Raw genomic sequence first — 11,543 nt, 5'->3', positions numbered from 1 at the left:
TCGGCGTACGGCCGGAAGATGCCCACCATCCGCGGCCGGTGCGGCGTTCCCGGCACCGGGCATCAAGCGGCCACGCGCCGGGCGAGCTCGCGCAGCCAGATGTGGCCGGCGTCCTGGGTGTGCAGCGGGTGCCACCAGAGGGCTTCCTGCAGCGGCACGGCGGGGAACGGGCACGGCAGTTGCCGCACGCCCGGGGTCGGCAGGCGCTCGGCGAGGCGCCGCTGGATCATCGCCACGCGCCGGGTGCCGGCGACCAGGCCGGGCAGCAGGTGGAACGAGGGCACGGACACCTCCACGTGCGGGCCGATGCCGAGCATGCTCAGCTGCCGGGTGATCGGGGCGTCGTAGGCGCGCTGGTAGGCCGCCCACGGCAGCCGCGCGAGGTGGTCGAGGGTGAGTTCGCCGTCGACCTCGGGGTGGTCGTCGGCGAGCAGGCACACCCATTGGTCGGTGAACAGGTCGGTGGCCGGGAAGCCGTCGATGACGCCGTGGGGCATCAGCAGGCCGTCGACCGTGCTGAGCAGGTTCGGCAGGTTCTCCAGCACGGCGGGGGAGGTCTGCTGGAGGGTCAGGCGCACCCCCGGCGCCTCCTCGTGCAGGGCGCGGGCCAGTTCGAGGCCGAACACGGTGGCGCCGTAGTCGGAGGTGACCAGGGTGAACTCCCGCGTTTCGGTGCGGGGGTCGAAGTCGGCCTGGCTGGTGAAGAGGCGTTCGAGCACCTGGCACGCGGTGGCACTGCGGTCACGCAGGACCGCGCCGAGCGGGGTCAGTTCGTAGCGGGCGCCGACGCGGGAGAGCAGCTGGTCGTCGAAGTGGCGCCGCAGCCGGGCCAGTGCCGCGCTCATCGCGGGCTGGGTCAGGCCGAGCCGTTCCCCGGCCCGGGTGACGTTGCGTTCCTCGAGCAGCGCACGCAGGGCGACCACCAGGTTGAGGTCCAGGTTGGACAGGTTCATCGCCGCTCCGGGCTATCCAGGCTGTGGATGGTTTCCATAGAAGACATTCATTTCCATGATTTCCCACCTCGCGTCAGAGTAGTCCTCGATTACCAGGAGAACACCTGATGGTCACGCCAGGGACCGCACCCGGGGACTGGCGCGAGCTGGACGGCTTGCGCGTGCACGCCGCGATCGCGCCGCGGCAGGTGTTCCAGTCCGGCGCCGACGGCGAGGTCGTCGGCGCCGGACCTGCTGTCGAACATGAGCTGGGCGTTCGAGGAGATGCTCGCCTGCGCCTCGCGCGGCACCGCGGTCGTGCCCGGTGACGTGCTCGGCTCGGGGACCTGCGGCAACGGCGGGTGCCTGGCCGAGCTGTGGAACCGGGGCAGCGACCGGCCGCCCCTGCGTCCCGGCGGCACCGTCCGGCTCACCGCCGAAGGCATCGGCAGCCTGTGCCGCACCGTCGTGCCGGGCGCGGCGGTGCGGTCCATCCCGCGCGCCCACCGGCGGGGAACCACCCGCCTTCACGCTGCGGCACGGCCACACCGCGATTAGCGTCGGCCTCACGGACGAGGTGAGGTGGCGGTGCCGGTGGCCCAGCAGAGGGAAGACCGCCCGGGGGTGGTCCGGTGAGCCGTTGCCTGGTGCTGGGCGCCTCGGGCCACCTCGGCTCGCGGCTGGTGCCCGTGCTGGCCGGGGCCGGGCACGACGTGCGGGCGCTCGTCCGCACCACCGGCTCGGCGGCACGCGTGCCGCGGCAGGCGGAGATCCGCTTCGGCGACGTCACCGACGCGGCCCGGGTACGCGCCGCCATGGACGGCGTCGACGTCGTCTACCACCTGGTGCATTCGCTGGAGCGCCCCGACTTCGCCGCGGTGGACCGCGAAGCCGCGCGGACGGTCGCCGCCGAGGCCGACCGCGCCGGGGTGCGGCAGCTGGTCTACCTCGGCGGTCCCCGGCCCGCCGGTGAGCTGTCCGAGCACCTCGCCTCGCGGGCCGAGGTCGGCGACCTGCTGGCCGCCGCGCGCGCCCCGGCATTGCTGCTGGAAGCGTCCATGGTCATCGGCCCCGGCTCGGCCGGGTTCGAGCTGCTGCGCCGGTTCACCCGCGCTTCCCCGGTGCTGCCGCGCCCGGCCTGGATGAACCGGACCAGCCTGCCGGTGGCCGCCGGCGACGTGCTGCACCACCTGGCGGCCGCGGCCGCCCTGCCCACCCCGTTGCGCGGCCGGTTCGCCGTGTCCGGGCCGGAGCGGCTGAGCCACTTCGACCTGGTGCAGCGCTGCGCCCGCGTGGCCGGGTTGCCGGTGCGCCTGCCCGTTCCGGCCCCGCTGTGGTCGCACCGGCTGGCGGCCCGCGCCGCCGCGCTGACCACGTCCGTGCCCGCCGCGGTGGCCGCGCCGCTGTTCGCCTCGCTCGACCACGACCTGAGCGACACGGCACCGGAGATCACCACCCGCCTGCCCGCGCCGCCCGGCGGCCCGACGAGCATCGACAACGCGTTGCGCGCGGCCGGCACACCGGTCACCGGGGCGTCGGCGGCCGAGCCCTACCTCGATGAGCGGGTGTGCCCGACCACGGCGGGTGCCGCGGAGCTGTGGCGGGTGATCACCTCCGTCGGCGGCAGCCGCGGCTGGTTCGGCATCCCGTTGCTGTGGGAGGTGCGCGGCCTGCTCGACCACCTGGCCGGCGGTGCGGGCCTCTACCGCGGGCGGCAGCCCGAACTCGCCCGCGGCGACGTGGTCGACTTCTGGACCGTCGAGCACCGCGACGACGCCCACCGGCGGCTCGTGCTGCGTGCCGACATGAAGCTGCCGGGCCACACCCTGCTCGAGATGAGCGCGGAAACCGGCGGCGGCGCGGTCAGCTACCGCCAGAAGCTCAGCTTCGTGCCGCGTGGCCCGGCCGGGCACGCCTACTGGCGACTGCAGAAACCGGCCCACGACCTCGTTTTCGGCCTGATGGCGCGGAACCTGGTCCGAGCCGCCGAACACCAGGGGAGGCATCCGTGACGCAGGACGTGGTGGTGATCGGCGCCGGGCTGGCCGGGCTCGCGGCCGCCGGTGAGCTGACCCGGCGCGGGCTGAGCACCACCGTGCTGGAGGCCGCCGGCGAGGTGGGCGGCCGGGTGCGCACCGATCTGGTCGACGGGTTCCGGCTCGACCGCGGGTTCCAGGTGCTGCTGCCCGCCTACCCGGTCTTCAAGTCCACAGTGGACCTCGCGGCGCTGCGGCTGCGTGCCTTCACCCGCGGGGCGCGAACCGCCGACGGTGCGCTGCTGGCCCTGCCGTGGCAGCCGAAGGCGCTGGCCGGGCTGCTCCGCTTCGCCGCCAAGGCACCCCTGAGCGGCGCGGGCGCGCTGGCCCTGTCCGCCCGCGACCTGCTGCTGCCGAGCAGCCGGTTGCGGCGGCCGCGGAACCGGACGATCGCCGCCGAGCTGAGCCGTGCCCGCGTCTCGGGTGCCCTGGTCGAACAGGTGCTGCGGCCGTTGCTCGCCGGGGTGTTCCTCGACCGCGACCTGAGCACCGACGCCAGGGTGTTCCACCTGATCTGGCGCTGCTTCCTGCTCGGCGGCGGTGCGGTGCCCGAGCTGGGCATGCGGGAGCTGCCCCGCCAGCTCGCCGCCGGACTGCCCGCCGGAACCGTCCACTTCGGACGTGAGGTCGCCGGGGTGGCGCCGAACCTGGTCCGGCTCGCCGACGGTGAACAGATCCGGGCGCGGGCGGTGGTCGTGGCCACCGACGGCACCACCGCGGCCCGGCTGCTGCCCGGGGTGACCGCACCCGACTGGCACACGGTGACCACCTGCTACTTCACCACCGGCGAAGCCCCGCTGCCCGCACCCACCCTCGTGCTCGACGGCGATTCCGGGTTGCTGCTGAACACCGCCGTGATGAGCGAGGTCTCCCCCGCCTACGCCCCCGAGGGCCGGTCGCTGATCGCGGCTTCCGTGCCGGAACGCCTGGACACCACCGAAACCGAGGTGCGCGAGCAGCTCGCGAGGTTGTACGGAACGTCCACATCGGACTGGTCGGTGATCGCCACCTACCGGATCGAGCGGGCGCTGCCGGTGATGGCGGCCGGTCACCCGCTGACCCGGCCGGTGCGGCTGGACGCCGGGCTCTACGTCTGCGGTGACCACCGCGACACCAGCTCCCTGCAGGGCGCGCTGGTCTCCGGGCGGCGGGCGGCTGCGGCCGTGCTGGCGGACCTGGGTTCGACTGCGTCCGGGTAACCCCAGCGTTTCCGGCATGGACCTCACCGTTCTCGCGGCTTCCGGCCGGACCGGCGCCCTCACCGACGGCCCGGCAAGCCCCGGGCGCCGCACGGTAGCCCTGGCCGACGCCCCACCCCGGACCCCAGCACCACCACTCGAGCCGAGAAACGCCGCCTTCCCGGCACGGCGGCCTCCACCACCGCCCGCGCCAACCACGTCCTCGCGGACCGGCACCGCGCACGGCGTGGGCACCATCGTGTGACCCGTGTGCACCAGGGTGTCGTCGCCGGTCACCGCGCGCAGCCGCCCGCGGGTGCGGCTGACCGCGGGTGGGGACAGGTGCAGCCGCTCGGCCGCACGCTGCTCGCCGCCACCGCGGCCGCCGTCCGCCAAGCCGGTGCCCACCCGCCGGAGGGCTACTCCCCCGCCTCCCGCCAGTCCGGGCTCGCCGAGGTCCACCCGGGTGCGGACCTCCCCGCCGCCGCGCCGGGTGGGCACGTGACCGCGCCGGCGGGGCTGACGCCGTTGGGCCGTTCGGCTGGCGCTCCGGGTCCGCCCGGGCACATTCCCGCTGCCGCCGGTTGGTTTCTTGTCCGCCATGGTCTATACCTGTGGACCATACCTCCGGAGGTATAGACCAATTTCCGGTCCCCCTCGTGCGAAGGAGCCACCGATGTCGCTCAGACGTATGCTCGCCGCCCTCGCCGCCACTTTCGCCGCCACCGCGGTCGCCGTGGCCGTCCCGGTCCAGACCGCCACCGCCGCGGCGGCCTGCGTGACCCCGTGGAACGCGAGTTCGGTCTACTGGGGCGGCGACACCGCCTCCCACAACGGGCGCAACTGGTCCGCGAAGTGGTGGACGCAGAACGAAACCCCCGGCACCGCGCAGGTCTGGGCCGACCAGGGCGCCTGCGGCGGTTCGACCAACCCGCCGGACCCGTCCGGTTTCGTGGTCAGCGAAGCCCAGTTCAACCAGATGTTCCCGAGCCGGAACCCGTTCTACACCTACAACGGCCTGGTCACCGCGCTGAAGGCGTACCCGGCCTTCGCCGGCACCGGCAGCGACACCATCAAGAAGCAGGAGGCCGCGGCCTTCCTGGCCAACGTCAGCCACGAGACCGGCGGACTGGTCCACATCGTCGAGCAGAACCAGGCCAACTACCCGCACTACTGCGACACCAGCCAGTCCTACGGCTGCCCGGCGGGCAACGCCGCCTACTACGGCCGCGGCCCGATCCAGCTGAGCTGGAACTTCAACTACAAGGCCGCCGGCGACGCGCTGGGCCTGCCGCTGCTGACCAATCCGTGGCTGGTGCAGAACGACGCGGCGGTGGCCTGGAAGACCGGCATCTGGTACTGGATGACCCAGAACGGCCCCGGCACGATGACCCCGCACAACGCGATGGTGAACAGCCGCGGCTTCGGCGAGACCATCCGCAGCATCAACGGCAGCCTCGAGTGCAACGGCGGGAACCCCGGTCAGGTGCAGAGCCGCGTGACCAAGTACCAGCAGTTCACCGGCATCCTCGGGGTGAGCCCCGGCGGCAACCTCTACTGCTGATCCCGGTGGGGCCCTTCACCGCCGGGGAAGGGCCCCGTCCGGCCGGTCAGCCCCTGGCGAACAGGTCCAGCAGGCGGCCGGTGAGGTCGAGGTGCTCGTCCACGCTGCCGGTCAGGTAGGTGAGGTCCACGAAGACGTGGTCCGGCTCCAGCACCGGCACGACCTTCGCCACGGACTCGGCGACGAGTTCCGGTGCCGTGCCGGGGGCGGCGTTCACCCGCAGCGCCACGCCCAGCGCCCCCGGGTCGCGTCCGGCTTCCTCGGCACGCGCCCGGATCTTCGCCAGTGCCCCGGTGAGCGCGTCCACGGGGAACTGCTCGGGCACCGGCCAGACCGGCAGCCAGCCGTCGGCCCGTTCGGCGACCCGGCGCTGCGCCCGCTCACCGAACCCGGCCAGGTGCACCGGCGGCTTGCGCACCGGCTTCAACTCGACGTGGGTCTCCGGAACGGTGTAGCCGATCCCCTCGTGCGACACCACGTTCCGGGTCCACCAGGCTTCGAGCAGGTCGAGCAGGTCGTCGAGCCGCTTGCCGCGCTCCTCCATCGGCACGCCGACGGCGGCGTACTCGTCGGGTGACCAGCCGATGCCCAGTCCCGGCAGCAGCCGCCCGCCGCTGGCGACGTCGATGCTGGTCAGCTGCCGGGCCAGGTTGACGGGCTGGTACTGGGTGGCGTTGATGGTGCTGGACCCGAGCACCGCGGTCTCGGTCACCGCCGCGGCCACGGCCAGCGCGGTGAACGGGTCGTAGGCGGTCCAGAACTCTTCGGGCATGGTCTCGTAACCGGGGTAGGACACCTTCGGGGCGACCGGCGAGAGCAGCCGGTCGCCGACCCAGAGGCTCGCCGCCCCCGCCTCCTCGGCCGCGCGGGCGTACCGCGCGATCCCACCCGGCGTGGCCGCCGCCTTGCCGAACCCCGGGAGGGTGAATCCAACGCGCATGGGGACTCCTCTGCAGAACGGGTACTGGTGCCACTACTACCCGCACTTAGTTGCGCGTTCAAGTATTCACCCTGATGGCCTAGTCCTTAGCCCCAGGTGACCGGCAACTCGTGGACCCCGTAGATGTTCATGTCGGTCTTGAGCTTCACCTCGTCCGCGGGGATGGCGAGCCGCAGGCCCGGGAAGCGGCGCAGCAGGCCGTCGAAACCGGCTCGCATTTCGATGCGCGCCAGTTGCTGCCCCAGGCACTGGTGCACGCCGTGCCCGAAGGACAGCAGGCCACGGGCCGAACGGTGGATGTCCAGCGTGCCGGGGTTGTCGAAGCGCCGGGGATCGTGGTTGGCGGCCAGCAGCGAAACCACCACGGTCGAGCCCGCCGGGATGGTCTCCCCGCCCAGTTCCAGGTCCTCGGTGGCGTAGCGGTAGAAGATGTCCGCGATGGACAGGTACCGCAGGAGTTCCTCGACGGCGTTGGGCAGCAACTCCGGGTTCCCCCGCAGTTCGGCCAGCTGGTCCGGGTGCTCCAGCAACGCGAAGGTGCCCAGCGCCAGCATGTTCGCGGTGGTTTCGTGGCCCGCGAGCAGCAGCAGGAAGGCGGCGCCGACCAGCTCCTCGATGGTCAGGTCCTCGTGCCGGGCCAGGTCGGACAGGATGTCCTCACCCGGTTCGGCGCGCTTGCCGGTGACCAGTTCGCCGAGGTAGCCCATCAGCGCTCCGAGCGCCCCCATCTTCTCCTCCAGCGTCTGGTCCTTGACCAGGAACTGGGCGGAGTTGGCCTGGAAGGTCTCGCGGTCGGCGTAGGGCACCCCGAGCAGTTCGCAGATCACCAGCGACGGCACCGGCAGCGCGAACTCGGCGACCAGGTCGACCGGCGGGGTCAGGCTCGCCAGGTGCTCCAGCTGCCGCTCGGTGATCTCCATGATGTTCTGCTCGAGCTGCTTCATCCGCTTGACGGTGAACGCGCCGGTCAGCCGCCGGCGCAGGCGGCCGTGTTCCGGCGGGTCCATCGCGATGAAGACCCCCGGCATCGGCGGTGACGGCTCGGTGGGGGCGGGCATACCGGGCGTCTCGAACGGCACGTGCACGATGCCGAGGTCCTGCCGGGAGCTGAACCGGGTGTCGGCCAGCATCTGCCGCGCGGCGTCGTAACCGGTGACCAGCCAGCCTTCGTGGCCGTCGGGGAAGACGAGCGGGCTGACCGGCCGGGCTTCGCGCAGCCTGCTGATCTCGCTGGGCGGGTCGAACGGGCTGACGTCCCGCTCCATCGGCAGACCGTGTGGAATGGACACCGTTTCGCTCATCGTTTTCCCTCTCGTGGTGGTTGCGGCCCACGTTCGCCAGCGGAACTGTCACCGGCCTGACACGGTCCTGACACGGTGGGGTCGCGTGGCAGACTCGCCGGGTGAAGATCGGCATCCTTGGTCCCTTCGAAGTGCTGGCGGACGACGGCGTGCCCGCCGAAGTGCCGGGGGCCCGGCTGCGCGGGCTGCTGGCCGCGCTCGCGCTCGACCCCGGCCACGCGGTTCCGAAGGCCACGCTCATCGACTGGATCTGGGGTGAGCACCCGCCGTCCGACGCGGCGAACGCCTTGCAGCGCCTGGTGTCCCGGCTGCGGAAGGTGCTGCCCGCCGGGGTGGTCGAAGGGCAGCCGGACGGCTACCGGCTGAAGGTGGACCCCGATGCCGTGGACGCGGTGCGGTTCGAACGGCTCGTGAGCCAGGCCCGGCGGGAAGACGATCCGCGGCGGTTGCGCGAAGGTCTTGCCCTGTGGCGCGGCGCGGCCATGCAGGACGTCGGATTGCCGGAGAGCGCGGCGGTCCGGGCCGCGGTCACCCGCCTCGAGGGCCTGCGCCTGACCGCCGTGGAGGACTGGGCCGACGCGGAAACCAGCCAGGGCCGCGGCGCGGAGCTGGTCACCGAGCTGACCGCGCTGGTGGCCGCGCACCCGGTGCGGGAACGGCTGGTCGCCGCGTTGATGCGGGCACTGGTCGCCAGCGGCCGCGACAGCGAGGCGCTGCGGGTGTACGAGCGCACGCGGGAGGCGCTGAGCGACGAACTCGGCGTCGACCCTTCGCCGGAGCTCTCGGCCGTGCACGTCGCCCTGCTGCGCGGGGAACTGACCCGGCGCGAGGAAACCCCGGAGACCAACCTGCGTGCCGAGCTGACCAGCTTCGTCGGCCGGGAGTCCGATGTGGCCGCCGTCCGAGGGCTGGTCACCGGGCACCGGCTCACCACGCTGCTCGGGCCGGGCGGAGCGGGCAAGACCAGGCTGGCCGCGGAAACCGCGCGCACCCTGCTCGGCGATTTCCCGGACGGCGCCTGGCTGGTCGAACTCGCCCCCATCGGGAACAACGGCGACGTGGCCCAGGCGACGCTCGCCGCGCTCCGGCTGCGGGACGCGCTGCTCGGGGACGCGCCGGGCGCGGAGCCGGTGGACCGGGTCGTGGCCGCGTTGCGCGAGCGGCCGGTGCTGCTGGTGCTGGACAACTGCGAGCACGTGGTCGAGGCCGCGGCGGCCTTCGCCCACCGGGTCCTCGGCGAATGCCGCCACCTGCGGATCCTCGCCACGAGCCGGGAACCGCTCGGCATCACCGGTGAGGCGCTGTGGCGGGTCACGCCGTTGCCGCTGCCCGCCGAGCACGCCGACCCCGCCGAGGTCGAGGCCGCACCGGCCGTCCGGCTGCTGCGGGACCGGGCGGGCGCCACCGGCGGGGACGCCACCCACAGCCCGGCCACCCTGGCGCGGGTCTGCCGCGCGCTGGACGGGATGCCGCTGGCCATCGAACTCGCCGCGGCCCGGCTGCGCACGATGTCGCTCGACCAGCTCGCCCACCGGCTCGACGACCGGTTCCGGCTGCTGACCGGGGGCAGCCGGACCGCGTTGCCCCGGCACCGGACGCTGCGCGCGGTGATCGACTGGAGCTGGGAACTGCTCACCGAGGCCGAACGGGTGGTGCTGCGCCGGCTGTCGGTGTTCTCGGGCGGGGCGAGCCTGGAAGCCGCCGAACGGGTCTGCGCGGCGGGCCCGGCCGAGGGCTGGGAGGTGCTCGAACTGCTGACCTCGCTGACCGAGAAGTCGCTGGTGGTCACCACCGGCAAGGGCGCGCCGCGGTACCGGATGCTCGGCACGATCAGGGAGTACGCCGAGCAGCGCCTCACCGGCGCCGGAGAAGCCGAATCGGCGCGCCGGGCCCACCTCGCGTACTTCAACGAACTCGCCGAGACCGCAGAGCCGCACCTGCGCCGCGCGGAGCAGCTGGACTGGCTGGCCGTGCTCGGCGAGGAGCACGACAACCTCCGGGCCGCCATGCGTGGCGCGCTCGCCGCGGGTGAGGCGGCCGGGGCGATGCGGCTCGCCGCCGCGGCTGCCTGGTACTGGTGGCTCAGCGGGCACAAGGCCGAGGGCAACGAGCTGATCCTGGCGGCCACCGCCCTGCCGGGTGAGGTGGCCGACGAGGTGCGCGCGGTGGTGTACGGGTTCGTCATCCAGTTCGTGGTCTCCGGGCAGCAGCACGACCAGTTCCGGGCGCAGGAGTGGATCCGCCGGGCGTTCGAGGCCGCGCAGCGGGCGCGGAGCGCCCACCCGGTGGTGAAGTTCGCCGCGCCGCTGGAACGCCTGCTGCACGCACCCGGTGAACACCTGGCCGCGTTCGAGCCGCTGCTCGCCGACGACGACCCGTGGGTGCGGGCCCTGGCCCGGTTGCAGCTCGGCAAGCTGCGGATCCTGCTCGGCCAAGGCGATCGGGAGGCCGACGAATACCTCGAAGCAGCGCTCGCCGAGCACCGCGCCCTCGGTGAGCGGTGGGGAATTTCGTTCGCGCTGACCGAACTCGCGAACCGGATCGCCATGCGCGGGGAGTTCGCCGCGGCGTGCGAGCACTACGAGCAGGCCATCGCGGTCGTCACCGAGATCGGTGCCGAGGAGGACGCCGTGCGGATGCGGGCGCGGCAGGCGCAACTGCACTGGCTGCTCGGCGACGAAACCGCGAGCGCGGCGGCGCTGGCCGAGGCGCGGCGGTCGGCCGACCGGGTCGCCTGGCCGACCGCACTGGCCGAGCTGGCACTGGTGGAAGCCGACCTGGCGCGCTGGAGCGGCGATCTGCGGCGAGCCCGGCTGCACCTGGCGGCCGCGACCGAGTTGCTGGGCGAGGACGCCGAGCGGGCGAACATCCGCGCGGTCCGCCACGACCTGCTCGGCTACCTCGCCGAGGACCTCGACGAGGCCCGCGAACACCGTGACGCGGCCGTCCAGGCGGCGGTCGAGGCCGGACACCCGACCCTGCTCGCCCAGGCACTGGTCGGCGTCGCGGACCTGGCTTCCCGCGGTGGGCGGCACGAACAAGCCGCCCAGCTGCTGGCCGCGAGCACCACCATCCGCGGCCTACCCGACCAAACCCAGCCCGACGGCACCAGAATCGAACAAACCACCCGCACCTCCCTCGGCGACGCACGTTTCACCGAGGTGACCGAAGCGGGCGCCAAAGCAGACTGGCAGCACCTGGTCGCGGCCACCCTCGCCTGAGCCACCACCCCCACCGGAAGCCGGCAGCACACACCTGGCTACCCCCTCACCCGAGTCACCGCCCTCACCCAACCACCAGCAAACCGGAACCCGGCAAGCACCCCAGCCGCCCCTCCCAGCCAAACCGGCACCAAACAGGAACCAGCAGCACACCCAGCCACCACCTTCACCCCCACCACCAGCAAACCGAAACCACCAACCCCAGCCACCCACCACCACCAAAACCCCCAGCCACCACCACCACCACGACCACCACCACCGAAACCCGCAACACACACCCAGCCACCCCACCACCACCCAAACCCGCCAGCACACCCAGCCACCACCCCACCACCACCGAAACTCGCCAACATACCCAGCCATCTCCCCCC

General features: G+C 73.1%; 10 protein-coding genes. 6 read left to right on the top strand and 4 right to left on the bottom strand.

Features of this window, described 5'->3' with window-relative positions:
- Nucleotides 1-62: 62 nt before the first annotated feature.
- Nucleotides 63-953 carry a LysR family transcriptional regulator gene (locus tag AC07EG_RS11940; protein WP_478253045.1) on the bottom strand — a complete coding sequence of 297 codons (891 nt, stop codon included), beginning with the start codon at nt 951-953 and terminating at the stop codon, nt 63-65.
- A gap of 107 nt (nt 954-1,060) precedes the next feature.
- Between AC07EG_RS11940 and AC07EG_RS11935 the strand changes: the two genes are divergently transcribed.
- The 5 genes from AC07EG_RS11935 to AC07EG_RS11915 all read left to right on the top strand — a co-directional run bounded on the left by AC07EG_RS11935 (nt 1,061) and on the right by AC07EG_RS11915 (nt 5,710).
- Complete coding sequence (locus AC07EG_RS11935) at nt 1,061-1,261, top strand: hypothetical protein (RefSeq protein WP_478253044.1); 201 nt, start codon at nt 1,061-1,063, stop codon at nt 1,259-1,261.
- The gene (locus AC07EG_RS11930; protein ID WP_478253043.1) at nt 1,197-1,490 is read left to right on the top strand and encodes a fumarylacetoacetate hydrolase family protein; all 294 of its coding nucleotides are present in this window, start codon (nt 1,197-1,199) and stop codon (nt 1,488-1,490) included. The genes AC07EG_RS11935 and AC07EG_RS11930 overlap by 65 nt, the downstream gene beginning before the upstream one ends.
- Nucleotides 1,491-1,564: 74 nt before the next feature.
- Complete coding sequence (locus AC07EG_RS11925) at nt 1,565-2,944, top strand: DUF2867 domain-containing protein (protein ID WP_478253042.1); 1,380 nt, start codon at nt 1,565-1,567, stop codon at nt 2,942-2,944.
- Nucleotides 2,941-4,167 carry an NAD(P)/FAD-dependent oxidoreductase gene (locus AC07EG_RS11920; protein ID WP_478253041.1) on the top strand — a complete coding sequence of 409 codons (1,227 nt, stop codon included), beginning with the start codon at nt 2,941-2,943 and terminating at the stop codon, nt 4,165-4,167. Before AC07EG_RS11925 ends, AC07EG_RS11920 begins: the two co-directional genes overlap by 4 nt.
- Before the next feature lie 655 nt (nt 4,168-4,822).
- On the top strand, nt 4,823-5,710 hold the full coding sequence (locus AC07EG_RS11915) for a glycoside hydrolase family 19 protein (RefSeq protein WP_478253040.1): 888 nt from the start codon (nt 4,823-4,825) through the stop codon (nt 5,708-5,710).
- Between the two features lie 46 nt (nt 5,711-5,756).
- Here AC07EG_RS11915 and AC07EG_RS11910 read toward each other — a convergent pair whose 3' ends face one another.
- Both AC07EG_RS11910 and AC07EG_RS11905 read right to left on the bottom strand, forming a co-directional pair.
- Complete coding sequence (locus AC07EG_RS11910) at nt 5,757-6,650, bottom strand: TIGR03619 family F420-dependent LLM class oxidoreductase (RefSeq protein ID WP_478253039.1); 894 nt, start codon at nt 6,648-6,650, stop codon at nt 5,757-5,759.
- 86 nt (nt 6,651-6,736) lie between these two features.
- Nucleotides 6,737-7,951 carry a cytochrome P450 gene (locus AC07EG_RS11905; protein WP_478253038.1) on the bottom strand — a complete coding sequence of 405 codons (1,215 nt, stop codon included), beginning with the start codon at nt 7,949-7,951 and terminating at the stop codon, nt 6,737-6,739.
- A 101-nt stretch (nt 7,952-8,052) separates the two neighbouring features.
- Here AC07EG_RS11905 and AC07EG_RS11900 point away from each other — a divergent pair, with 101 nt between their 5' ends.
- Nucleotides 8,053-11,172 carry a BTAD domain-containing putative transcriptional regulator gene (locus AC07EG_RS11900; protein WP_478253037.1) on the top strand — a complete coding sequence of 1,040 codons (3,120 nt, stop codon included), beginning with the start codon at nt 8,053-8,055 and terminating at the stop codon, nt 11,170-11,172.
- A gap of 166 nt (nt 11,173-11,338) precedes the next feature.
- Here the strand turns inward: AC07EG_RS11900 and AC07EG_RS11895 are convergent.
- Nucleotides 11,339-11,543, bottom strand: a 205-nt coding sequence (locus tag AC07EG_RS11895) for a hypothetical protein (RefSeq protein WP_478253036.1), incomplete at its 5' end; no start/stop codon positions are given.

The organism is Amycolatopsis sp. NPDC045836, assembly GCF_056431745.1.
Note: the sequence above shows the minus strand (reverse complement) of the source record. Positions and strands in the feature narration are given on the sequence as shown.

Bases quoted from the DNA above. Each gene is read 5' to 3' on its own strand.
- AC07EG_RS11940 (WP_478253045.1), bottom strand. From the start codon at position 953: ATGAACCTGTCCAACCTGGACCTCAACCTGGTGGTCGCCCTGCGTGCG.
- AC07EG_RS11915 (WP_478253040.1), top strand. From the start codon at position 4,823: ATGTCGCTCAGACGTATGCTCGCCGCCCTCGCCGCCACTTTCGCCGCC.
- AC07EG_RS11910 (WP_478253039.1), bottom strand. From the start codon at position 6,650: ATGCGCGTTGGATTCACCCTCCCGGGGTTCGGCAAGGCGGCGGCCACG.
- AC07EG_RS11930 (WP_478253043.1), top strand. From the start codon at position 1,197: ATGAGCTGGGCGTTCGAGGAGATGCTCGCCTGCGCCTCGCGCGGCACC.
- AC07EG_RS11935 (WP_478253044.1), top strand. From the start codon at position 1,061: ATGGTCACGCCAGGGACCGCACCCGGGGACTGGCGCGAGCTGGACGGC.
- AC07EG_RS11905 (WP_478253038.1), bottom strand. From the start codon at position 7,951: ATGAGCGAAACGGTGTCCATTCCACACGGTCTGCCGATGGAGCGGGAC.